Origin of the sequence: Sphingobacterium sp. UBA5670, assembly GCF_002420705.1 — a bacterium.
Taxonomy (GTDB): Bacteria; Bacteroidota; Bacteroidia; order Sphingobacteriales; family Sphingobacteriaceae; genus Sphingobacterium.
In genome coordinates this window covers 117,207-141,431 of the sequence record NZ_DIIM01000021.1, presented here as the reverse complement: position 1 = coordinate 141,431, position 24,225 = coordinate 117,207, and the positions used below count along the sequence as shown (strand labels likewise).

Annotated in this window: 25 protein-coding genes; 17 read left to right on the top strand and 8 right to left on the bottom strand. The window is 39.4% G+C overall.

Going from position 1 to position 24,225, the window contains the following annotated elements:
• The first annotated feature begins 2 nt into the window (after positions 1 to 2).
• Positions 3 to 788 carry a response regulator transcription factor gene (locus tag B3C94_RS18575; RefSeq protein WP_293906459.1) on the top strand — a complete coding sequence of 262 codons (786 nt, stop codon included), beginning with the start codon at positions 3 to 5 and terminating at the stop codon, positions 786 to 788.
• A gap of 44 nt (positions 789 to 832) precedes the next feature.
• On the opposite strand, the gene B3C94_RS18570 is transcribed toward B3C94_RS18575, so the two are convergent.
• On the bottom strand, positions 833 to 1,495 hold the full coding sequence (locus B3C94_RS18570; RefSeq protein ID WP_293906457.1) for a DUF1349 domain-containing protein: 663 nt from the start codon (positions 1,493 to 1,495) through the stop codon (positions 833 to 835).
• A gap of 268 nt (positions 1,496 to 1,763) precedes the next feature.
• Here B3C94_RS18570 and B3C94_RS18565 point away from each other — a divergent pair, with 268 nt between their 5' ends.
• Together B3C94_RS18565 and B3C94_RS18560 are read left to right on the top strand one after the other, a co-directional pair.
• A complete protein-coding gene (locus B3C94_RS18565; RefSeq protein WP_293906454.1) occupies positions 1,764 to 2,372 on the top strand; it encodes a class I SAM-dependent methyltransferase in 609 nt (202 codons plus the stop codon).
• 10 nt (positions 2,373 to 2,382) lie between these two features.
• Positions 2,383 to 3,291, top strand: a complete 909-nt coding sequence (locus B3C94_RS18560; protein ID WP_293906452.1) for an NAD(P)/FAD-dependent oxidoreductase — start codon at positions 2,383 to 2,385, stop codon at positions 3,289 to 3,291.
• A gap of 206 nt (positions 3,292 to 3,497) precedes the next feature.
• Here B3C94_RS18560 and B3C94_RS18555 read toward each other — a convergent pair whose 3' ends face one another.
• Positions 3,498 to 3,842, bottom strand: a complete 345-nt coding sequence (locus tag B3C94_RS18555) for a winged helix-turn-helix transcriptional regulator (protein ID WP_293906450.1) — start codon at positions 3,840 to 3,842, stop codon at positions 3,498 to 3,500.
• 94 nt (positions 3,843 to 3,936) lie between these two features.
• Between B3C94_RS18555 and B3C94_RS18550 the strand changes: the two genes are divergently transcribed.
• The gene (locus B3C94_RS18550; protein ID WP_293906448.1) at positions 3,937 to 4,536 is read left to right on the top strand and encodes a nitroreductase family protein; all 600 of its coding nucleotides are present in this window, start codon (positions 3,937 to 3,939) and stop codon (positions 4,534 to 4,536) included.
• A gap of 48 nt (positions 4,537 to 4,584) precedes the next feature.
• Here the strand turns inward: B3C94_RS18550 and B3C94_RS18545 are convergent, their stop codons facing one another.
• From B3C94_RS18545 to B3C94_RS18535, 3 genes are all read right to left on the bottom strand, one after another.
• Positions 4,585 to 5,529 carry an MBL fold metallo-hydrolase gene (locus tag B3C94_RS18545; RefSeq protein ID WP_293906446.1) on the bottom strand — a complete coding sequence of 315 codons (945 nt, stop codon included), beginning with the start codon at positions 5,527 to 5,529 and terminating at the stop codon, positions 4,585 to 4,587.
• Between the two features lie 71 nt (positions 5,530 to 5,600).
• Complete coding sequence (locus B3C94_RS18540) at positions 5,601 to 8,867, bottom strand: TonB-dependent receptor (protein WP_293906444.1); 3,267 nt, start codon at positions 8,865 to 8,867, stop codon at positions 5,601 to 5,603.
• A gap of 166 nt (positions 8,868 to 9,033) precedes the next feature.
• The gene (locus B3C94_RS18535) at positions 9,034 to 9,288 is read right to left on the bottom strand and encodes a hypothetical protein (protein ID WP_293906441.1); all 255 of its coding nucleotides are present in this window, start codon (positions 9,286 to 9,288) and stop codon (positions 9,034 to 9,036) included.
• A gap of 69 nt (positions 9,289 to 9,357) precedes the next feature.
• Between B3C94_RS18535 and B3C94_RS18530 the strand changes: the two genes are divergently transcribed.
• The 4 genes from B3C94_RS18530 to B3C94_RS18515 all read left to right on the top strand — a co-directional run bounded on the left by B3C94_RS18530 (position 9,358) and on the right by B3C94_RS18515 (position 11,503).
• Complete coding sequence (locus B3C94_RS18530) at positions 9,358 to 9,900, top strand: DUF4269 domain-containing protein (protein WP_293906439.1); 543 nt, start codon at positions 9,358 to 9,360, stop codon at positions 9,898 to 9,900.
• A 17-nt stretch (positions 9,901 to 9,917) separates the two neighbouring features.
• Positions 9,918 to 10,475, top strand: coding sequence for a Crp/Fnr family transcriptional regulator (locus B3C94_RS18525; RefSeq protein ID WP_293906436.1), 558 nt, complete (start codon positions 9,918 to 9,920; stop codon positions 10,473 to 10,475).
• 79 nt (positions 10,476 to 10,554) lie between these two features.
• Positions 10,555 to 10,872 (top strand): DMT family transporter, encoded by a 318-nt coding sequence (locus B3C94_RS18520; protein WP_293906433.1) that lies wholly within the window; start codon positions 10,555 to 10,557, stop codon positions 10,870 to 10,872.
• A gap of 160 nt (positions 10,873 to 11,032) precedes the next feature.
• Positions 11,033 to 11,503, top strand: coding sequence for a hypothetical protein (locus tag B3C94_RS18515; protein WP_293906431.1), 471 nt, complete (start codon positions 11,033 to 11,035; stop codon positions 11,501 to 11,503).
• Positions 11,504 to 11,577: 74 nt separating this feature from the next.
• Here the strand turns inward: B3C94_RS18515 and B3C94_RS18510 are convergent, their stop codons facing one another.
• Positions 11,578 to 12,309, bottom strand: coding sequence for a 3-keto-disaccharide hydrolase (locus B3C94_RS18510; protein WP_293906429.1), 732 nt, complete (start codon positions 12,307 to 12,309; stop codon positions 11,578 to 11,580).
• A 600-nt stretch (positions 12,310 to 12,909) separates the two neighbouring features.
• Between B3C94_RS18510 and B3C94_RS18505 the strand changes: the two genes are divergently transcribed.
• From B3C94_RS18505 to B3C94_RS18465, 9 genes are all read left to right on the top strand, one after another.
• On the top strand, positions 12,910 to 13,032 hold the full coding sequence (locus B3C94_RS18505; protein WP_293906427.1) for a hypothetical protein: 123 nt from the start codon (positions 12,910 to 12,912) through the stop codon (positions 13,030 to 13,032).
• A gap of 27 nt (positions 13,033 to 13,059) precedes the next feature.
• Positions 13,060 to 13,437: a DUF7674 family protein gene (locus B3C94_RS18500; RefSeq protein ID WP_293906425.1), complete on the top strand. Its 378-nt coding sequence runs from the start codon at positions 13,060 to 13,062 to the stop codon at positions 13,435 to 13,437.
• On the top strand, positions 13,438 to 13,515 hold the full coding sequence (locus B3C94_RS18495; RefSeq protein ID WP_209575115.1) for a potassium-transporting ATPase subunit F: 78 nt from the start codon (positions 13,438 to 13,440) through the stop codon (positions 13,513 to 13,515).
• Positions 13,516 to 13,646: 131 nt separating this feature from the next.
• Entirely contained in the window at positions 13,647 to 15,332 is a 1,686-nt protein-coding gene (gene kdpA / locus B3C94_RS18490) for a potassium-transporting ATPase subunit KdpA (RefSeq protein ID WP_293906423.1), read from the top strand.
• Positions 15,333 to 15,357: 25 nt separating this feature from the next.
• Positions 15,358 to 17,367: a potassium-transporting ATPase subunit KdpB gene (kdpB, locus tag B3C94_RS18485; protein WP_293906421.1), complete on the top strand. Its 2,010-nt coding sequence runs from the start codon at positions 15,358 to 15,360 to the stop codon at positions 17,365 to 17,367.
• Between the two features lie 25 nt (positions 17,368 to 17,392).
• Positions 17,393 to 17,959 carry a K(+)-transporting ATPase subunit C gene (locus B3C94_RS18480; protein ID WP_293906419.1) on the top strand — a complete coding sequence of 189 codons (567 nt, stop codon included), beginning with the start codon at positions 17,393 to 17,395 and terminating at the stop codon, positions 17,957 to 17,959.
• Positions 17,960 to 18,006: 47 nt separating this feature from the next.
• Positions 18,007 to 19,092: a porin gene (locus tag B3C94_RS18475; protein WP_293906417.1), complete on the top strand. Its 1,086-nt coding sequence runs from the start codon at positions 18,007 to 18,009 to the stop codon at positions 19,090 to 19,092.
• Between the two features lie 63 nt (positions 19,093 to 19,155).
• Positions 19,156 to 20,277, top strand: a complete 1,122-nt coding sequence (locus B3C94_RS18470; RefSeq protein ID WP_293906415.1) for a sensor protein KdpD — start codon at positions 19,156 to 19,158, stop codon at positions 20,275 to 20,277.
• Between the two features lie 24 nt (positions 20,278 to 20,301).
• Positions 20,302 to 22,041: a HAMP domain-containing sensor histidine kinase gene (locus B3C94_RS18465; RefSeq protein ID WP_293906413.1), complete on the top strand. Its 1,740-nt coding sequence runs from the start codon at positions 20,302 to 20,304 to the stop codon at positions 22,039 to 22,041.
• Positions 22,042 to 22,135: 94 nt separating this feature from the next.
• Here B3C94_RS18465 and B3C94_RS18460 read toward each other — a convergent pair whose 3' ends face one another.
• Entirely contained in the window at positions 22,136 to 23,137 is a 1,002-nt protein-coding gene (locus B3C94_RS18460) for an aldo/keto reductase (RefSeq protein ID WP_293906411.1), read from the bottom strand.
• Between the two features lie 82 nt (positions 23,138 to 23,219).
• Positions 23,220 to 24,128 (bottom strand): helix-turn-helix domain-containing protein, encoded by a 909-nt coding sequence (locus B3C94_RS18455; protein ID WP_293906409.1) that lies wholly within the window; start codon positions 24,126 to 24,128, stop codon positions 23,220 to 23,222.
• Between the last annotated feature and the right edge of the window lie 97 nt (positions 24,129 to 24,225).

Sequence of the window (24,225 nt, the reverse complement as noted above, 5' to 3'; positions counted from 1 at the left end):
TTATGGAGAAGGATCTCAAGAAAAATTTGAGTAAAAGTTTTTCAGAACGGGTATTACGAAATAGCAACGTAGATTTATCTGTATTAAAAAAATATAAAAGCTATGCGAAGGTCTTCGCAGAAATTCATAATGGAATAGCTGTATTGAGTGATCTAACGGCCAACTGGAGTTATACCTATTTTGGAGCGATTGCGGAAAAGCTTCATGTTCCTTCCAATGAGAAGAAATTGGAAATAAATAGTATTTGGGAAGATTTTCTTCTTGAACGAGTTTATCCCGATGATTTGGTTGTTAAGCACGCATTGGAACTTCAATTTCTCGATTTGGTAAAAAATGTGGATGTTGAAGACCGATTCCATTATCAAGCGAACAGTATCCTACGGGTAGAAGGAAAGGACGGGCAGACTATCCTTATGTCACATCAGATTTTTTACCTAGATACCGGCTGCAGAGAATTTCCACAGTTAGCCTTATGCTGCTATTCCATCATGCCCGAAACCGAACGTTCAGTCAATATTAGAAATTACATTTTTAATCAGATATCGGGCACCGTATATCCGCTGTATGAAGGAGGACTCAAAACCTCGCTTAGTAGACGTGAGAAAGAGATTTTGAACTGTATCAAAGCCGGAATGATCAGTAAAAGTATTGCTGTAAAATTGGGATTGAGTATAAATACAGTCAATCGTCATCGTCAAAATATTTTGCAAAAGCTTCGTGTTCGGAATTCACATGAGGCTGTCAGTGTTTTTAATAGGCTTTTTCAGGAAGAAAATGAAGCGATTTAAATATATGTCCGTCTAAAAAAATCTTAGACGGACTGAAACGTTTTTTAGTTCGAGTTATTTTCTTTTAGCCATCTGGTTCGCCGTTGATCCGCAAGATGTTTGATATTAAAATAATCAAATTTAGCCTGGAAACCGTCGCCATCAGGTGAAGCAGCCATTAGACCAACCATGACCGGATGATTATCCGCCAACCAGGCATTTCTCATCATGATATATTCTTTGTCATCAAATGAGTAAAAGAATTCGACTGCATCTAGTCTACGTGTTGCTTTGATCCAGATGAATGGGATTTCTTTCTCGATGGGGATGATGCTCCAATCACTCGTTTTATGTGTAACAACAGTACTCAAATTGTATTTTCCATCTACAAATTCTATTCCTGCTTTTATATAATTTTCATGATCGATACGCAACATGAGACCTGCCTGATCAAACCGGTTTTTATATTTAGCTGAAATCTTAGCCTTAACTTCAAATTCTCCGCCCCTCAGCGTATAGAAAAAGGGAGCGTCATCTACGGTAAAACCATAGTGGGATATACGCCAGTAATCACTTTTTGCTGTCACAGACATCGTTAAAGAATTGTCTTTGATAGTCCATTCGGCAGGTTCATTGAACCAAGTCATTTTATCTAATTTTTGGGCACTGGCCTGCATGGTTAGCCAGGGAAGAAGTGAGGCTGTTAGTATTGTCTTTATGATTTTCATGTTCTTCATGTTCTTATTGTTGGAGTAAGCATCTTTTGTTCCGAGCAAAGATATCCAAGAACCTAACTGGTTTTCAATACTGATAAATAACCATGATTTCAATAATTCATCCGATTGTAATTTATTTGCAATTTAATTGCATTTATCGATTTTGCTACATAGTTGCAATAGTGTAAAAGTATTATCTTCGCTATATAAACTTTGAATAACAGAATCGCTTGTTATTTCTACAGTACAATCAGGTTTCGAAAAAATAAGAATCTATAGTATGGAATTTTGGGAACGTAGTTTTGTTGAGAAGCAAGAAATGTGGGGTACTGAAGCTGCCCAATCAGCTATTTTTGCAAAGGATTTCTTTTTGGAAAGGAATATAAGAGATATTTTGATTCCAGGCTTTGGCTATGGCCGAAATGGTCGAATCTTTTTAGACAATGGTTTTAAAATCACAGGGATTGAGATCTCAAAAACTGCAATTGAACTTGCTAGAAAATATTTCGGAACAGAGACAATTATCTATCATGGATCAGTCAACGATATGCCTTTCGACACCGGCTGCTATGGCGGAATTTTTTGTTACGCATTAATTCATTTATTGGATGCTGATGAACGTGCAGCATTAGTCCGGCGTTGTTTTGATCAACTCGCTGAAGGAGGTTACATGATTTTTACAAGTGTTTCTAAACAAGCGAGTATTTACGGAAAGGGCGAGAAGATAGGTGCCGAGCAGTTTGCCATGTTTGGTGGAATAAATATGTTCTTTTATGATTTTGATTCTATTCACGCCGAATTTGATCAATATGGACTGCTGGAGATCCGGGAAGTCGAGGAGAATTTTCCATTTTATATAATCATTTGTCAAAAGAGAAGTAATAACTAAAAAAGCATATATGAAAGACAATAGAAGCTATGAAGTAATCATTATTGGGGGGAGTTATGCAGGATTATCTGCGGCAATGGCATTGGGACGTTCATTGCGGAATGTCCTAATTATTGACAGTGGGCTTCCCTGTAATAGACAGACTCCATATTCACATAACTTTATTACGCATGATGGGGAAAAGCCACAGTTTATTGCAAAAAAGGCGAAAGAGGAGGTATTGAATTATCCAAGTGTCAAGTTTCAGAAGGGCATGGCTGTCAGCGGTGAGAAAATAGCGGACGGTTTTGAGATAACAACTGAAAATGGGGAAATTTTTAAAGCAGAGAAACTTATTTTTGCAACTGGAGTGGAAGATATTATGCCAAGTATACAGGGGTTTTCAGCCTGTTGGGGTATTTCAGTTATACATTGTCCTTACTGTCATGGCTATGAATTTAGAAAGGGAAAAACAGCGATTATGGCTAACGGGGAAAGAGCCCTCCATTTAGCGGGATTAGTCAACAATCTCTCGACAGACTTAACGCTATTGACATCTGGTAAAGCTGATTTTGACTATAAGCAAAGGGCTAAGCTTCAACAACACGGTATTGCCCTTATTGAAGGTGAAATTGATAAGATCCAGCATAAGAATGGCTGGGTTCAGCAGCTGCAATTGAAAGATGGCCGTGCGCTTGCATTTGATGCAATCTATGCCGCTATTCCGTTTAGACAACATTCCGCAATTCCCGCGGCTTTAGGGTGTGAATTGACAGAGCAGGGACATATTAAAATAGACAATTTTCAGAAAACAACAGTTGCTGGTGTTTTTGCCTGTGGAGATAATTCCAGTATGATGCGTTCTGTTGCTAATTCGGTTGCTACAGGAAATTTGGCCGGAGCGATGGTTAATAAAGAACTTGTAGACGATCGTTTTTAGTGGCTTTATTGTATGTTGGGCCAAAGGTGTTTAACGGAGTGTAGTGCATCAGGAAGTTGGATTTTGCAACAACTTCCTGATCGGAAAACTCCCGCATTTGACTTTATCTTAATTTGAGGCTAGCTATGTTCCCACATCAAAGTTTTCGATTAAAGCATTAATTTTTTCAGATGCCCTTTCATCATCAAGAATTTAGTGATTCTGTTTTACATGTGCTGAATCCGTTCCGTCCGGCTAGCTGTTTCTCTTCCCCATTCAGCAATAGATTCTAATAGTGGAATAAGTGTTTTACCGAAAGCGGTAAGCTCATAATCTACTTTTAATGGCGCTTTGTCCGTATGTACTGTCCGTTTTACTAAACCATCTGCTTCAAGTTCCTTTAATTGTAAGCTCAAGGTCCGTTCGGTAATTAATGCGCATTCTTTTCTTAATTCATTATAACGTTTTTTTTCAATTAAATGAATTAGGATAACTGCTTTCCATTTTCCGCCTATGTATTTCATTGTCAGGCTTGTACTGCAGGGGTATTGTTTGTTGTCTATCAAATACATCTGTTACTATCAATTTTGACCGTTATTGCAAATATATAACACTATATTTAAGTTTGCAACTATAAAAAATATAGTTAATTAAATATTGTATGTTATGGCTTTTTTAGAAACAGCAAAGCAACGTTACACAACGAAAAAGTATAATTCAGTGGAGATCATTTCTGACGATAAGATTACTGAATTAAAGGAAATAATCCGACTGAGTCCATCTTCTATCAATAGTCAGCCTTGGAAATTTTTCTTTGTTTCTTCAGGGGAGGTGAAGCAGAGGCTTGCTGCAGCATCTTACTGGAATGCACAGAAAATAAATGAGGCTAGTCATTTGGTCGTTTTTAGCGCCCTTACCGATGTCGAACGGTTTGAAACTCAAATTGAAAATACACTTCCTGAGGGGTCAATTAATTATTATAAGCAATTTTTACGATCGAAAGGGGAGTTGCACGTTAAATCCTGGATGAAGCAGCAAGTCTACCTTTCTTTGGGATTTTTCCTTGCAGCGTGTGCTGCGAATGGAATTGATGCGACCCCTATGGAAGGAATTGAAAATGAGGTTTATGATGAGATACTGGACCTTGAAGGTTATCAGACACTATTTGCGGTGGCCATTGGTTATCGGGATGCTGATGACACCAATCAACCTTCTATGACAGCGAAATCGCGTTTAAGTATAGAAAATATCATCGAAGCGTTATAGTTCTTAAAAAGATGAAACCGATTAAGGTTTCATCTTTATGATAAACTACTAGTTCAAGCTTATTTTTTTCCCCTGCTCAGGGAAGATATAATTCACTTTTAGCGGATTATTCTTTAATAATTCATTTTTGATAATCTTCGGATTATCACCTGTTGGTTTTCGATGGGTGACAACGATAGTGAGCCCTTCGAGGTTTTTCAGCCCTGTTTTTTCTTTGAGATTTTGAAGTTCCTCTAGCAACAGATTAGGGGTAAGATGTCCAAAAAGTAGATTTTCCGGTTGACTGTTAGGAAAGGATACTTCAATCAATATACTGTTTAATTGTTTCTGCTTAATTAGAGGGGCAATACTTCTCCAAAGCTTGTCCAGCTGATTAGATTTTTCGACCCGATCGGCTCCCGTATCGCCGAGATAAAGTAAATAGTGATTATCATGCTGAACGAGTGCAGCACTGCTTTTATAAGGATTTACGTGGCTAAGTTCATATGCCGTCAAAGACAATGGCGTATTTTGAACCGATGTCGTGATACCCTCTTGTAGGGTTGTGTAGTGATATTTTCCAAGTATGGGTTTTTGCCCTTGATCGCCAAAATTTATCCAGGTATCTGTGATAAAGTAATGGTTTTGTAGAATCTGAAGTACTGGAGCTATGGCGAAGATATTCTTTTTACTGTCAGCGGGTGAGTTGATAATAAGGCCGGATAGATGGTCGAGATGACCGTGGGAGATAAAATATCCTTTTATTTGATTACGTAAAACCGTTTCGACGGACCCATTTAGGCTTTTTAGTTGAATGGCTTTTCTTATTCCAGTATTTATGGTCCCTGCATCGAGGGATAGGAAGGTCGTATCACTTGGAATTCCTACTAAGTAGGCAGACAGATTGTCTTCTTGTTCACCGCCATATATTCCCAAAGGAATGAGGTCAAAATGTTGGGCCTGACAGGCGATGTAAGTAAAAATGGCGAATAGGGAAAGTGCTAGTTTTTTCATCTATTTATACTCTTTAACTAAAAACCCATCCTTTGTTTGAGGATGGGTTCAAATTTACGTTATTTTTTGTTTTATTGGTTGAATCGATAGCGTACACCCAATTGAATTCTCCAGCGTGAGGTTTCATCCACACTATTTGAGAATGTGTTGGTGAGCGGAATCTGATTGGTAGCATCTAAATAAGGGAAGGAGAATGTTGGTTGTCCCTGTGCATTTAATCCTTTGTAATTTAAGATACCATTTGCTTTGTTGGCAAATTGAGCTACACCCCAGCTTTTGTTGATCATGTTCCCGAAGTTAAATATATCGAAGGTAATCTGCAATTGATGTTTCTTGCTGCCGGTATTTAAGAATACATCTTGAGCAATACGAATATCTAGGGTTCCAATCATTTTACCTACCAATGCATTACGTTTTGCGTACTGACCTCTGTGCGCATTGAGATAATTGTCTTGATTAATATAGCCGTTTAACTGAGACCATAATTGATCTGAAGACCTGGTGTCTTGTGCATTGTCAACGACCAAGGCAATCTCGTCCTTACTGTTCGGAATATAGATCAAATCATTACCTGACAAGCCATCATTATTTAAGTCACCGCCGTAGGTGTAGGAATAACGTGGACCATCCTGTAGTTGATAAAATAGAGAGAATGTTGTTCCCAAATGATCTAGGTATTCTTTACGGTAAGAGAAATTGGCAATGAATCTATTTTTAACCAAATAAGTAGAATAGGAGAGATCAGCACTATTTGGATTACCAGATACATAACGATCACGCCACATCGACTGCGCAATGGATCCACCGTCATTGACCGATCTAGAGTCCGTATAGGTATAACCTATATTGGCAAAAAAGCCACCTTTGAATTCTTTCGATAAGGTTCCTGTCAACGTATAGCTATAGCCTTTTGATGTGTTGGACATCACGATGGCGTCTGAAATATTAGGGTTTTCAGGTGTAGGCTGTGCAGCGCCATAAATACGCGGTGTGCTGTAGCGCATGCGGTTATCGGCCCCAGCTAAAGCTTTGCCATCTGTCGTATTTAGGTTGACATTACGGAAATACACCGAATTGATATCTTTTGAATACAAGGCTTCAAAAGTACCGATAATACCACCTGGTAATTTTTGGTCAACAGCAAGATTCGTTCTCCAAAGCTGCATAAATTTGAAGTTGTTATCTGTCACTGCCAAGTTGTAACTCGAGTTGTTGGCTGCCGTTTGATGATTTACATTACGATAAGCATCTACATCAGGTGTAAACGGACGATTTGTAGGGTTATTGATGGACTCAGAACCAAACATTACACCATTATTGCCGGCCTGATTCGAAATCCATACCAATGGCGGACGACCGGTAAAAATCCCCGATCCACCGCGTAGCTGCGTTTGATTTGTCCCATTGACATTCCAGTTAAATCCGATTCTTGGCGACCAAAGAATAGCACTTTTTGGATATTTTGAAACGTCAATCTTTTCACCCTGATCAAAGTTCAGCTTTGTGACATTATCATTCTTTAGTTCGTTAGGTGAAGAAATGTTTGTCAAGTCAGCTCTCAATCCAGCAGTCAATTTAAAATGGCTGTTTACAGCGAAGGCATCCTGCGCATATAGACCAAACATACGCGCCGAGATCTCTGCATAAGGAAACGATCCATCGGGTAAAACAGAATATTGGACTTGGTATTTGGTAGCGTTGGAAACATTATTTTTTGCAGAGTTATAGAAGTCGTCTAAACTGGCAAATGTATAGGCACCATAATAGTTCGGTGCAAATCCGTTGGTGGTTTTGTAGTTTTCAAAATTGGCCCCCACTGTAATTTCGTGTTTTCCGGCATAAATATTAAAGTTGTTGGTTGCTTGAAATACCTTCGTTTTTAGACTGTTAAATGCTGTAAAAGGCTCGTAACCAAATGCCGTCATGCTACTTCCGTCAGGATTCATGATGTCTACCAAAGGAAATGGCTGCCCTCCTTTAGATTCCCGATAATCGTTCATGACATTGTATCCTACGGTGAGGGAATTGGAATATTTACTGCTGATACGCGTACGTAATTCTAAATTCACATTGTCCATGTTGTTGTTTATGCCATATCCAGCGGAGCTGAATGGTAGCCCAACATTAGACGGTTGTCTATTATTTTTGGGCGCACCGCTATTGGATGGTAGAATGTCACGGTAGGAACGGAAATAGAAATATTTAGCGCTTAATGTATTTTTTTGATCGATATTGTAATCTAATTTAACAGAGAATTTGTCACTGCGTGTATCTAAGGGATAATCTTCATAGCTTCCTGGATTATAGCCAATTGAATTGAGGTATTTAGCGAGATCATCGAGTTTCTCAGCAGATACGGTTGAAATATTCGGGCCAGTATTGCCTCCACGGGAAGCAATAAAGTTTGTTCCTGGATCTACTCGTCGTTCAAGTTCACCACTTGCAAAGAAGAATAGTTTGTTTTTTATAATTGGGCCACCGACCGTAAAACCATAGCCTTTTAGGCTAAAGTTGTTTACTGGTGCTTTCAACCCTGCTGAATTGTATTTATTGACTAAACTCTGATTCCTGAAGTAATAATTTAAGGATCCTTGTACTTCATTGGTACCGCTTCTCGTAACTGCGTTGATTGCTGCACCAGTAAAACCATTTTGTCTGACATCATAAGGAGCGATATTGACAGAAATCTCTTCAAAGGCATCCATATTGATGGGTTGCGAGTTTGTTTGACTTCCAATAGTCCCCTGTAATCCAAAAGCATTATTAAATAGCGCCCCGTCGATGGTGAAGTTATTCGCAAGGTTGCTTCTTCCAGCAAAGGAAGGATTACCATACTGCATCGAAAATTGAGGGCTCAGTTTGACAAAATCAGTAAAGCTTCGATTCAGTGTAGGTAGATTTTGAATTGCTGTTCGGGAAATGTTTTGTGCAGCACCTGTTCGGCCGGAATTGAAGACTTTTCCCTGTCTTGTTCCTACAACGACAGCTTCATCCAATACCTGTGCGTTGGACTGCATCTGAATGTCGAGCGTCGAGCTTTGTCCCAAAGCGAGTTTTTCGATCTGCTTCATGTTTGGAGAATGCCCGAGATAAGTTACTGTGATTTGATAAGGTCCACCAATTCTCAAATTGGGAAGATTATAGCGGCCGTCAATACGTGATGAAGTGACATACTTTGTCCCAGAAGGTAAATGAATGGCTTCGATAGTAGCTCCATTGATTGGCGAATTTCCCTCCCTGATGGTTCCATTCAGAGCAGAGGTTGTTTCATTTTGCGCATAGGTAACTGATGTACCAATTGTGCTTAGCAAAATGCTGGTAATCAAATGTTTTCTCATTTGTTTTGTAGCTGTTTAAATGACTAGGTGATTTTTAAACCGCGATAAAGGTAGGAGAGTATTGTTGATTTTGTGTTAAGCAAATATTATTTAAAAGTTTTTACATCTGCTTGTGTAGTTCGCTTTTTTAGGGTAATATTGTCGACTAGATCTTAGTGGCTTAGGTTTATTTTTTAATTTTAATTATGCCATCACGATAGAGATTTAAGGCGGCTTGAAGGATATCTTCAATCGTATTTATCGGGAGGTCTTCATGTGGATGAATAGATAATGTTTTCATTCGAAGACGTTGCCCTGCTTCCAGCTGAACCTGGTCCAAATATTTTCCTTCAACAATCAGCAGGTAGGGAAAAGTGGGAATTATTTCTAAGGAGCTCATCGGCGTTAATAAAGATAAATACTTATCGCATTTTGATATCATAAGCTTACAGTTTCTTCTGTTGTTTAGTATATTCAAATTGTTTAGAGGGAATGAATTACACCTTTGTATATGACTATTAATTTTAGAAATATAGACTATTTGCAGACTGGAAATGAAGTTCAGAGAAATATTTATCGTTTACTGCATGACTATCAAATTGTTGATTGCCTTAAAGGTTATGATCCCATCGTAGTTGGTACGATACCGATCGATATCGATGTTTCTGGAAGTGATGTTGACATCATCCTATATGTACAAGATTTTGATGTTCTTGAAAAAATGCTGTGTCTTAATTTTTCGCGGCATGCGCATTTTCAGCTGCAGCGGGCTGAAAGCAATGTGATTGTATGCAGTTTCTCGATTGAAGAGCAGCTTTTTGAAATTTATGCGACCGACAAAGCGACTGAAAATCAGAATGGATATTTACATATGCTAAAAGAATATGAAATTATACAACTAAGAGGTGAAGAATTTGCTGAGAAAGTCAGACAGTTGAAGAGAAGCGGGATAAAAACTGAACCTGCATTTTGCAGGTTATTGGAAATTAAGGGCGATCCGTATACGGAACTTCTCCTGTATAATCACGTAGATAATTTGATGAGCTATGACTGATTTTAATCGATAAGAGGATGAATCCACTAATCGAACAATTGAAAAAATATGGTTATCTCAATGAAGTGATATCGGCGGAGGTAGAAAAAAGAACACGTTATTTTTTTAAGAAAAAGGGCGAGCATTTTTTGAGAGAAGGACAGCATCTATCAAGCTATTTTGTTTTGAGTACGGGATTGATCCGCGCCTATTTCTTAAAAAATGGACGCGAAATGAATAGTTGGTTTGGTGAGGAAAATCAAATTTTTGGATCAATCCTGCCTGTTTATACGGAAAAACCGTCCTTTGAAAATATCCAATTTCTGGAAGATTCGGAGATCTATGCAATTTCTGTAGACGATTTGAATGAATTGTATAGAATTTATCCTGAGCTAAATCTGATAGGACGAAAGATTGCTGAAGAGGTTTGCATTATTCTCGAAGAACGGATTATGTCATTGCATACTGAATCAGCGGCGGAGCGTTATCAGTCTCTCATACGCCTGCAACCCAATTTAATAAATCGAATTAATCTTGGTCACATTGCATCTTATTTAGGTATTACACAAGAAACACTTAGCCGTATAAGGCGATAAGCATACGATTTTGATATAAGTCAAAAAAAGCCTTTCGAATAGCGATTATCTTTGTTTTTAGAAATTTAAACTATTGAAAATGAATTGGATTGCATTGATTGTCGCTGGCATTTTTGAAATTGGATGGCCACTCGGTTTGAAAATGGCTCAACAGCCAGACTCAAATAAATTTGGTTGGATCATATTGGCTATCGTCTCCATGAGTATTAGTGGTGGACTATTGTTTTATGCACAAAAAGCGATTCCTATCGGCACAGCGTATGCCGTATGGACAGGCTTGGGAGCCGTCGGAACATTAGTGGTTGGAATCTTTTTTTTCGGAGATTCAGCCAATGTGTTTAGACTTCTTTCGGCAACATTGATTGTTGCAGGAATTGTCGGCTTAAAACTATTTTAAAATCATTGGACTTGATATTTATATTATGATCGACGGAAAAACAACAATCTAAGTTCAATTTGCATAAGTTAATTATTTGTGAAAATCTAAAATCTCTTTTTTTAGCCAAAACTCCCTATAAAAGAGTAGGTTGGGATGATTTTTGCTGGATAATTAAATTATGAGGCAAGAACTAGCGGAAAAAATAGAATTGTATAGTAAAAGGTACGGCTTATTTATGCGGCCGGAGTATATTAGCTTTGCTCGTGATACAACAAGATTATTGCTTCGCAACGAATGTCTCCGCGAAGGTAATATAAAAGCCTACCAAGACTATATTGCTTCGCATTATCCCGAAGATCTTCCTTGGGAAATGAAACAATACCAGGAAGCAACAAAAGCTTTGGAGCGGATGAGCAAAGAGATAGCAATTGCTTGGGTGAGTACGCATCAAATCAATATTTTTGAATCTGATATTTTTATTGATGACGAAGATTCAATTCTCCGTCCCATTCAATCAAAAGATGAAGATATGTTTCGTTATAATTTTAATGCCTTGGAAGAACTTATCTACAATCACCAAAGGCCGGTTGATTTATTTCGGCAGGATAGGGATTGTTTTTGGATAGACACACGGATTGAAAGGAGATAGAGAGAAACTGCTCGGAAGGAGGGAACAAGGTCAGTATTAAAAAAGTCCTTAGCACACGCTAAGGACTTTTTTAACTATAATGGTTTTATTTTTAGATTTCTAAACGAAACACCTCTTGACCAATCCTGCAGCGCTAGTTTTCCGCTAACATGCTGACCAAACTCCGGATAGTCTTTGAAATTACTATGTTTTACTAAATCTTTCCATTTATTTGAATTAAAATCCATTTCAGCGGTGATTTTACCATTGAGGTAAAACGTAACTTTTCCATCCTTCTGAATGATACTTGATTCATTCCAATCGTCTTGCGCCTTCACATTGACAAAGTTTTGCTGCGGTAGAAATGTATAAAGACAACCCGAACGCTTTAAGGGCTTATCGAAATCAGGATGGGAATCGGCTAACAATTGGTATTCAGGTCCTGAATGGTAGGTAGCATCAATAGTCGGTTTTTCCTGTACATTGACAAAAACACCGCTATTCCCCTCTTTTTCAAGCTTCCATTCAAATTTGAACTCGTAATTTTTGTAATCTTTGTCCGATACTAAATCATATTTCTGGCTTTCGTTGTTTGGATCGCAATAAATAGTTCCATTTTTAACAACCCAGGCTGCCGGTGCATTTTTACTATTGTTGTAGGTATGCCAATTATTGAGCGTTGAGCCATCGAATAAAAGTTGCCAGCCGTTACTTTGCTCTTCTTCCGTCAATGTATTGGGGCTGCTTTTTTCATTTTGACAGGAGAGTAAAACACAGCCCATACAGACTGAGAAGATAATTTTTTTGAAAAGGTTTAAGTTTATCATTGTTAAATTTGTATAAGTGTCTCTTTAAATTAAGTATCCCTAAAATAATTTTTAATGTGAACTTTTGGCAACAATATTAAGCTCCTTTGCAAATTTGTTACACAAAGCTCCTCATTACCGCCCTTCTCAAGCTCACCTATTTTCATCTTCATTCTCGAATCTTTCCACAAACTTTCGCTTCAGCTTTCTGGATAATCATTCTCATTTTGATAAAATAACCTTATCAAAATGATAGGATCAACCAATTTTGTTTTATTGTCTATATTTTCATTTAACTTGATTAACAGTGTTTTATGTTTTTTTTTAACATAATGGAACAGGGTTTGGCCTAATGGGACAAATGACAATAAAAATGGAAACAGAACGAAAAAGAAAAGTATGTGGCAAGAGCCCTCCAAAGGACTGATTATCACAGCTACTAGTATGTACTGGAAATTTAAAAAAAGAAATCGCGAATCAATAATAAAATTTAACAATGGTAATGACAATCATACTCTTCATAACTGGAATTTTTTGTTTCTGGTTATTCTATAAAATGGTGGATTTTTTTGAGAAAATATAAAAGAGAAAATATGAAAGAGAAAATATGAAAGAGAAAATATGAAAGAGAAGGAAGAAAATAAGGGCACAGGTTCCCCTCACAATATATCGGGAGACCGCATAGCGAAGGTCATATTAGTGGTGTTGATTATCGCGATGATTTTTCAGCTCTATGTCGGTTAGATTTTGAAGTATAGTTCTATTCATAACATGAAAAAATTAAATCAATACAGGGCAGGTTTGTATATGGCCCTTCATTATAGGGAAATCCGAACAGAGATTAATTTCTTGCTTCGGAAGCACAATTTTGCAGGTGCCCTGCAGGCTGTTATCAATCATCTTCGACACTTGAGTACAGAGCGGAACATAGACAAAATCTGTCAGCATATCGAGTTTCTCGGAACGATTTATGGCCGTGGAAACCACTATGTCAAATATATTTTGGAAAACCTCTTTGTAAGATCCTTAGGCGGTCTTCAGCGCATCAGTACCGTTCATACCTGGACAGTAATCGAAGCTCGGTTGCCCGTGCCTTTTTTAGAGATCCGTAAAGGACAACAAATACATAATCTATTAATATCAAAGTAAATGACAGCTTTATTTATTGTAGCACTACTGGTTTTTGGATATATCTGTTACGTACTTCTAAAGCCTGAAAAATTCTAATAACGAGATTGCTCATACTACATCGTCACGCATACTAATGCCACTGCAGCCTGCAATGAAATGGGAAAAAGGGGCTTGAGGTTAGTTAACGATTGGTAATGATACACTTTTTATACAAATCAATTAAAGAAATGAATACAGAGATTCTTGGAATCATAGTGATGTTCATCGTAACATTGCTACTCGGATTTCCCCTTGGGAAATATATAGCTAAGGTATATGGCAATGAAAGGACCTGGTTAGATCCATTATTTCAACCCTTGGAACGACTTTTTTATCGTGTGACAGGAATTAACCCTAGTCTCCAGATGACCTGGAAACAGCATCTCGTTGCTCTTTTGACAATCAATTTAGTCTGGTTTTTGTTGAGCATGGCTATTCTGATGAATATGGGACATCTACCTTTAAATCCAGATGGGAATCCAGGAATGACTGCTGATCTGGCTTTTAATACCAGCATATCCTTTTTGGTCAACTGTAACCTTCAGCACTATTCTGGGGAATCTGGAGTGAGCTACCTCGGACAAATTTGGCTCATGTTTCTTCAGTTCGTGACAGCGGCGATTGGAATGGCTGCGGCAGTGGTTATTTTCAAAGCTTTTAGGGATAAAACAACAACCCAATTGGGTAATTTTTATGATTTCTTTGTGAAATCATGTACACGGATTTTACTGCCTCTTTCTGTGTTGGTTGCTACCATTTTCGTATTCCAAGGGATGCCTATGACATTCGAAGGTAAGGACAGCATGGTGACAATGACCGGAGATACTGTACAGGTAAGCCGGGGACCAGTAGCAGCCTTTGTCCCAATTAAACATCTGGGCACAAATGGGGGTGGTTTCTTTGGCGCGAACAGTGCGCATCCACTCGAGAATCCTAATTATTTGACCAACATGGTGGAAATGATCGCCCAGTTTATTATCCCGATGGCAATGATATTTGCCTTTGGCTTTTTTATTCGCAAACGTAAATTTTCATGGATGATGTTTGCTGTGATGACCATTGGTTTTCTCATTCTGGCAATCCCAAATATAAAAATGGAAATGGCTGGAAATCCGGCTATTGCGCAGATGGGGATTGACACGTCGATGGGCGCTATGGAGGGAAAAGAAATACGTATTGGTGCAGCGGCATCGGGGTTTTGGAGTATTGTTACAACGATGATTTCGACAGGTTCAGTCAATTCGATGCATGATAGTTATATGCCCTTATCTGGAATGAACGAGCTGATAGCCATGATGGTAAATGCCTTTTATGGCGGTGTGGGAGCTGGCATACTCAATTTCTTCATCTTTATTATACTGGCTGTTTTCATCAGTGGCTTGATGGTAGGGCGTACGCCAGAGTTTATGGGTAAGAAAGTCGAGGCACGGGAGATGAAAATCGCCATGATTGTTGCCCTTGCCCATCCTTTTCTAATTCTTGTCGGTACGGCACTGGCTACGGCATTTCCAGCCCAGGGTGCTGCTACATTAAACAATCCCGGATTCCATGGTTTTAGCGAAATATTATATGAATATACCTCATCTGCAGCGAACAATGGCAGTGGCTTTGAAGGGCTTGGAGACAATACAATTTGGTGGAATATCTCGACGGGTATCGTCTTGATGCTCGGCCGATTTATACCGATTATCGGTCCTATAGCTATTGCGGGATTGTTGGCCGAGAAGAAATTCATACCTGAGGGAGAGGGGACGCTAAAAACAGATACCAGTACATTCGGTTTGATGGTATTTGCCGTGATTGCGATTATCGCAGCACTCTCTTTCTTCCCAACTCTGGCTTTGGGTCCACTTGCGGAATATTTTTCCATGTAATACATAAAATTAAAGAATTCTAAAAATGAGCAATCAACAAACATTGTTTCAGAAAGAACTTGTACAACAAGCATTAAAGCAATCTTTCGTGAAGCTGAATCCTAAAATAATGTTCCGTAACCCAGTGATGTTTACAGTAGAAATCGGAACAATGATTATGGCTGTGGTCTGTCTATGGATAATGACTGGAGAAAAATCACAAGGTACACTGGGTTATAATTTTACGGTATTTGTTATTCTATTTTTGACCTTGCTCTTTGGCAATTTTGCTGAGGCAATTGCAGAAGCCCGAGGTAAAGCGCAAGCAGACAGCTTGCGTAAAACACGGGAGGAAACCCCCGCAACCCTGCGTGATGGCCGAATAGTTTCTTCCGCCCAATTGAAAAAAAATGATGTCTTTGTCTGTCAGGCTGGGGATGTAATTCCATTGGATGGCGAGATTATTGAAGGATTGGCAACCATTGATGAAAGTGCAATAACCGGGGAATCGGCACCAGTAATCCGAGAGGCTGGGGGAGATAAAAGTTCGGTTACCGGTGGTACAAAGGTCTTATCAGACCGAATTGTTGTACAAGTGACGACAGAACCGGGCGAAAGCTTCTTGGATAAGATGATTGCTTTGGTCGAAGGGGCAAGCCGACAAAAAACACCGAATGAGATTGCTTTAACGATCCTTCTTGCAGGTTTTACACTTGTGTTTATCATCGTAACCGTGACCTTAAAACCATTTGCGGATTATGCTAATGTCGGTATCACTATTGCTTCGTTTATTTCACTTTTTGTCTGTCTGATTCCAACAACAATAGGTGGTCTTTTATCGGCAATTGGTATCGCGGGAATGGATCGTGCACTTCGTGCAAATGTTATTACAAAAAGTGGCAAGGCAGTTGAAACGGCAGGTGATATTGACGTCTTGTTGCTTGATAAAACTGGAACCATTACGATCGGAAATCGTAAGGCGACAAATTTTTACCCCGCAGATGGCGTCATGAAAGAAGCTATGGTACGTGCAGCAACATTGAGCTCCATGGCGGATGAAACACCTGAAGGAAAATCAATTGTTGAATTAGCTGGTGTCAACCCATCGAGCTATAAGGTCGAAAACCCTACATTCATTAAGTTTACCGCCGAAACCCGTAGCTCGGGAATAGACTTTGCACAGACACGTATTCGTAAAGGTGCAACAGATGCTATTCGAAATATCATTGTAAAGGCTGGAAATCTGTTTCCTCAGGAAATAGATGAACGCGTAAAGCTTATCTCTCAAAATGGTGGAACCCCATTGGTCGTTGCAGAGAATGAACAGGTGCTCGGTGTCATAGAATTGCAGGATGTGATAAAACCCGGGATTCATGAACGCTTTGAAAGATTGCGAAAAATGGGTATCAAGACTGTCATGGTGACGGGAGATAATCCTTTGACGGCCAAATATATTGCCGAAAAAGCTGGAGTGGATGATTTCATTGCTGAGGCCAAGCCTGAAGACAAGATGAACTACATAAAAAAAGAACAGCTTGACGGACGATTGGTCGCGATGATGGGGGATGGTACCAACGATGCTCCAGCACTTGCTCAAGCCGATGTTGGTGTTGCGATGAATAGTGGTACACAAGCTGCAAAGGAGGCAGGTAACATGGTCGATCTTGACAACGATCCAACCAAATTGATTGAAGTTGTGGAGATAGGTAAGCAATTGTTGATGACTCGGGGTACGCTGACCACGTTCAGCATTGCAAACGATGTCGCCAAATATTTTGCTATTATTCCGGCCTTGTTTATTGCAGCAATACCGGCACTTCAAGGTTTAAATATTATGCAGCTCAGTAGTCCACAAAGCGCCATACTTTCAGCGGTCATCTTCAACGCAATTATTATCCCATTACTGATTCCTTTGGCATTAAAGGGAGTGGCATACAAACCTATAGGTGCAAGCGCATTGTTACGGCGAAATCTACTCGTCTTTGGACTTGGTGGAGTGCTCGTTCCATTTATTGGTATAAAGGTTATAGACCTACTGGTTTCACTATTTATCTAATACATTTTTAATAATATAAGCAAAGATGAAAACACATATATATCCGGCAATAAAAATTACAATTATTTTATTGCTGCTGCTCTCAGTTGTATATCCAGCTCTTGTGTGGGCGATAGCGCAAATAGCGCCCAATCATGGAAAAGGGGAAATGCTACAATATAATGGGCAAATGTATTATAGGAACATTGGCCAGGCTTTTTCGAGAGATGATTATTTCTGGTCGCGTCCTTCAGCAGTTGATTATAATGCCGCAGGATCGGGTGGAAGCAATAAAGGTCCCTCTAATGGAGAGTATCTTTCGGAAGTGAAATCGCGTATTGATACATTTTTAGTCCATAATCCGACCATACAACGTGCACAGGTACCCGTCGACATGGTGACAGCCAGTGGCAGTGGTTTGGACCCCGATATCTCCGTTGAAGCAGCAAAAATACAAATTGATCGTGTTGCGAAAGCCAGAGGTATATCGGTAAATAGCTTACACTCGCTTGTTGATGCTCACGTTCAGGCGCCTTTATGGAATATATTTGGACCTCGCAAAATCAATGTCCTTGAACTAAATATTGCTTTGGAGAAGACAGTTGAAAAATAAAATTGACCTGGTGGGTCATCGACATACACTTTACAAGAACGATATACATGAAAAAACTAGCGATGTTGGCCTGTTTACTCGCAGGGGCAACACAATTATTTGCACAGCAAGATACGACTCAAATTACCAAATTGGCGATAAGTGGTTACCTTGAAGCATATTACCTTCGGGACTTTAACAATCCAATTGGAAATATACGCCCAGGCTTTGTATATAGTCACAACAGGACGAATGAAGTAAACATAAACTTGGCACTTTTAAAAGCTACGTACCAAACGACAAATACCCGTGCAAATCTTGCATTAGGTGTCGGTACATATATGAATGCCAACTACAGTGCGGAACCCGGTGTCTTAAAAAATATTTATGAAGCAAATGCCGGTGTTCGCCTCTCGAAAAAACATAATTTATGGATCGATGCCGGAATATTTTCTTCCCATTTGGGCTTCGAAAGCGCTATAGGAAAGGACAATTGGACTGTAACGAGAAGTATTTTTGCGGATAATTCTCCCTATTTCGAAACTGGCGCAAAAATATCTTATACATCCGCTTCGGGAAAACTGTTTTTAAGTGGGCTTGTTTTAAACGGTTGGCAGCGGATTCAACGTTTGGATGGCAGCAGTTTGCCTGCATTTGGACATCAATTGGTCTATAAACCGACAGATAAATGGACCATTAATAGTGGTTCTTTTATCGGCAGCGATAAAGCGGATAGTGTAAGACAGATGCGTTATTTCCATAATCTGTATGCAATCTATCAAGTGAACGAAAAGCTAGGCATTACATTCGGATTTGATATTGGAGCCGAACAAAAAGCAAAAGGGAGCTCAACGTACAACGTATGGTACACGCCCGTGTTAATTGCACGATATGCAACGACCGAAAGATTCAGCTTAACAGCAAGAGGAGAATATTACAACGATAAACATGGTGTTATCGTTTCTACTGGAACGGCTCAGGGCTTTCAAACATTTGGCTACTCTTTAAATGCAGATTATGCTATTCTTCCGAATGTACTTTGGCGTACAGAGTTGCGAAACCTCACGAATAAAGATGCTATTTTCCTTGATCGGTCAAATAAGCTGCTTAAAAATAGTGTGACAGCTGTCACTGCACTTACGGTTAGTTTTTAAAAACAATCGTTCCTGCCGTGTGTTGGATCGGCAGGAACCTTTTGAATATGAAAGGTATTAAAAATGGAAGAAAGGAAAAGCGCTGAGCATTTTCTGGATCTGATCCGGAAATCGAAACGAGGCCGATTCAAACTTTATATTGGAATGAGTGCTGGTGTCGGAAAGACATATCGCATGCTACAGGATGCACATACACTTTTACAGGGTGGAATCGATGTGCGTATCGGCTATATTGAGACCCATAATCGAAAGGAAACACATCAATTGCTTGATGGTATTCCCATTATTGCTCGGCGTCATCTTTTTTACAAAGGCAAACAGTTGGAGGAACTGGATCTTTATGCTGTTTTGAATTCACATCCAGAGGTTGTCATTATCGATGAGCTAGCGCATACAAATATTGAAGGTAGCAAAAATGCCAAACGATGGCAGGATGTCATAGAAATTCTCGAAGCGGGCATTAACGTAATCAGTGCTGTTAATATCCAGCATATCGAGAGTTTAAACGAGGAAGTCAAAGCGATTACAGGGATCGAAGTGCAAGAAAGAGTTCCCGACAGCGTTATTGATTCTGCAGACGAAGTTGTTAATATTGACCTTACTGCCGAGGAACTTATTGTTCGTCTAAAAGCGGGCAAGATCTACGATGCTTCAAAAATTCAGGCGGCACTTCAAAATTTCTTTAAAAGCGAGCATATTCTGCAATTGCGGGAAATGGCACTGAAGGAAGTAGCTTCCCAGGTCCAGCGGAAAGTAGAGACCGAAGTTCAACCCCAACGATGGGTGCGAAAGGAGCGTTTCTTGGCCTGTATAAGTTCCAATGAAATAAAAGCAAAAAACGTCATCCGAAAGACTGCACGATTGGCCGGATATTACAATAGCAGCTGGTTTTTGCTATATGTACAGTTGCCAAAAGAGCGTGGAGATCGGATTGCGTTGAACAAGCAACGGCACCTGATCAATAATTTTAAATTGGCAACAGAACTTGGTGGAGAAATTATCAAAGTAGAAAGCCGAAGCGTAGCCAAGGAGATCATCGCCCTGTGTGAAACCCGCAAGATCACTACAGTTTGTATCGGAAAACCGCGGCTATCCCTTTTGAGGATTTTACTGGCTCAAGACATTTTTAGCAAACTTTTGGCACAGCTGTCTACTGAAGACGTTGATCTGATAATATTGTCTTAATGATAAAGACGAATTGTGAATAAGATGAAAATAAAAACGAAACTTACTTTTGGTGTGGGATCACTTTTTCTCATGATCTTCTTGCTTGCTGCTTTGAGTGGCTGGTATGTGAACCGGTTAAAAAAAGATACCGCAAATATACTGACAGCGAATTACAATACGCTGCTGTATGCAAAGAACATGCTATTGGCATTGGAGGAAATCCCCGTTGAAAAAACTGCTTTTACCAGCTTCGAAGTCAATCTGGACAAACAACGGAAAAATGTTACCGAAGTGGGAGAACAGCAAACGACGAATGCTATAGCGAAGCATTTTTTACAACTGAAAGATAAACCTTTAGATGTTACTGTTGTCTCCTCCATCAGAAAGGATATTGCATTGTTAATGGAGCAAAATATGACGGCAATTTCACGGAAGAGTATTCTTGCGGATCACACTGCTGAACATGCAATTTTGGTCATTTCATTTGCCGGCGCACTCTGTTTTATTATCGCTTTTATTTTGTTGGTCAATCTGCCATCCAATATAGCTGATCCTATTGCAAGATTGACGGCTAGTATCCGGCAAATTGCCGGACTGAATTATAAGGAACGGATTGATTTGCAGAGCAGTGGCGAATTCACAGAACTCGCTGCCTCATTTAATTCCATGGCAGAGAAGCTTGAGGAATATGCTGAAAGTAAACTTGAAAAAATTTTAAAGGAAAAAAAACGAATAGAATCTCTTGTGGACAATATGCGTGATCCTGTTATTGGTTTCGACGAAGACCGGAGGGTTATTTTCGTCAACGAAGAGGCTCTTCGCATCACAAACCTGCACAAAGATCAACTTCTTGGAAGATCTGCGTTAGCGGTTTCAGAAGAAAATGATCTTGCCAGGGATATTTTTAAAGATCTCTTTGTTCCTGCGGCAAATCGGGAAAAGAATGCTATTAAAATATATGCAGACGATAGGGAAAGCTATTTCGAAAAGGATGTTATCGATATCAATGTTCTGCAGACAGGTGAACTTGAACCGAAGTTGATCGGTCAAGTGGTTATTCTAAAAAATATCACCCCATTCAAGGAACTCGATCTAGCAAAAACGAACTTTATCGGTACCGTATCCCACGAGTTCAAGACGCCTATTGCAGCGATTCAGATGGGAGTTCAATTGTTGGAAAATGAACAGATAGGCCCCCTGAATACCGAGCAGCTCACGCTTTTAAATGGAATAAAGGATGATTCCAGCCGTTTACTTCAGATAACAGGCGAACTGTTAAATATGACACAGGTTGAAAGCGGTTCTATTCAGATTAATTTACATGCTACAGAGATACAGCCTATTATTGAATATGCCGTCATGGCTAATCAATTTGCCGCCAACCAAAAAAATATTCATTTTGCTATTGAGATAGCACCTACTGTGAAGAGCATAATTGCTGACAACGAAAAAACTGCGTGGGTATTGACAAATTTCCTTTCCAATGCGGTGCGATATTCTTACGAAGATTCTGTCATCCATATAGCAGTTGAAAATATAGGCCTTAAAACCAGATTTATTGTAAAAGACAATGGACAAGGAATAGAAGCTAAATATCTGGAGAAAATTTTTGCACGTTACTTCCGTGTTCCGGGCTCCAAGAAAGGAGGAACCGGTCTTGGTCTAAGCATCAGTAAAGAGTTTATAGAAGCACAAGGTGGAGAAATTGGTGTCGAAAGTGATTATGGTGCTGGAAGTTCTTTTTATTTTTCATTGCGTAGTGTGGCCTCCAATGAAAAATAGTGGCTCCAATGGTTACTTATTTTTCAAGCATAAGCTGCGGTTAGGTTGAAATTATGAGCGGTATTAAACAACACCACTCATAATTTCCTAAAGATTAATGGTTGACTAAAGCCATGGCTCCCTCGCTGTAGCGTGCTCCAATATTCGGGTACTTATTGAGTATTTCATTAATATTTTTTAGATCAGAATCGGATAACTGGACTTCGAGAGCACCTGCATTTTCTTCGAGGTACTTTCTTTTTTTAGTTCCTGGAATAGGGATGATATCATTTCCTTGCGCTAATACCCAAGCTAAAGCGAGTTGAACAGGACTACAGTTTTTATCTTTTGCTAATAAGGAGAAGTCGGCGACCAATTGCGCATTGTTCAGTGCATGTTCACCTTGATTACGTGGCAAGGTTCTCCTAAAATCGTCTGCAGCAAGGCTTTCTAAATTCAGGAAATTTGAAAATAATCCACGTGCCAGGGGAGCATAGGGGATTAAACTAATGCCCAGTTCGCGTGTCGTTTGTAAAATTTCCTTTTCTACATCACGTGTGAGGAGCGAATACTCACTCTGCAATGCCGCAATGGGATGTACAGCATTAGCTTTTCTGATGGACACTGGTGAAGCTTCACTTAAACCAAGATATCTTACTTTTCCTTCTTTTACCAATTCGGCCATTGCACCTACGGTTTCTTCAATAGGTATATTGGGATCTACGCGATGCGCATAATAGAGATCTATTGTATCGATACCAAGACGTTTCAGACTTTTTTCCACCGCTACTTTTATCCATTCAGGCGAGCCATCGAAATAGGTACTTGCAGTACCACTTGGTCCTGCTATTTCGTCTTTAAAACGAAATCCGAATTTGGTTGCTATAAAGATTTTGTCGCGATTGGGAACGAGTACTTTTGAAATAAGTTCTTCATTGGCTCCGTTACCGTACATATCTGCGGTATCCCAAAAATTGATACCGAGCTCCAATGCCTTTTCCAATGTGGCAATGCTCTCTTGTTCGTCAGTAGGGCCGTAGGCAAAGCTCATACCCATACAACCTAGTCCGATAGCAGAGAGTTTTTCATTTGTTGTTCCAAGATTTCTATATTTCATAATGATTCCATTTTGTTCAATACAAATGTAGGCATGGACCAAACGAAGACAGTTAAGACAATCAAACAGATTATTATACAATTCAAACAGTACTGTTTCGAGCTTGGTTTGGAGACATTCCAGTTTGCTTTTTAAAGAAATTGGTGAAATAGGATGGATATTCAAATCCCAGGCTATAGGCAATATCCGATATATTCCAATTTGTGTGCAATAATAAAGCTCTGGCCTCCTGGGCCACACGATTTGCAATATGCATACTGGTCGTTTTGCCGGTTGTTTCTTTTACCGATCTGTTGAGGTGATTGATATGTACCGAGAGTGCATGTGCGTAATCGGCAGGGCTTTTTAACTGTAGGCTGAGCTGAAGAGTATTGATAGGGAATTGTCGTTCCAGCAGCTCAAGAAATAGTCCTGATACCCGCGTCGAGGCATTGGTGTAAGATCCAAAACTTGCCGCAGGGCTTGATTTCATCGTTTCATGAATCAAAAGATGCAAGTAGCTGCGCAACATATCATCTTTATGGATATAGCTTGAGTTCATTTCAGTTATCATTTTCTGGAAGATAATTGAAATTTCTGCTAACTGCGCTTCGTCTGGAAAATAAATCGGGTTGCTGCCTATCTTGAAAAGCGGAGAATCCTTTAGACTTTCAATCCGTTCACTATGTTGGATAAATTCTTCAGTAAATACACAATACCAACCTGCCTGCTCGGTCGATTCAGGCTCCCAAGCATAGGGGACGACTGGATTAGCAAATAACATAGCTGGCCGATCGATTTGTATCCATTTATCGGCGTAATATAGTTTTCCCCTTCCTATAATAAGAGAAGTTTTATAAAAATCACGACGATTATAAGGAGATACAACGGTACAGGTTTCTCTGCTAAAAACATTGAAATGACCAATTCCTGTGTTATTTAGTGGCCTATCTGGAAGAGATAGTCCTGGTTGTCTTTTGTAAAAATCTGTTACACTTTCGGCTGACTTCATACCACTAAAATAAAAAAATACAAGCAATCCTGCGTCAAGAACACATCAGTTTCTCCAAACGAAGGTCGTAATTTAGTATCACAATGCTAACTTATTC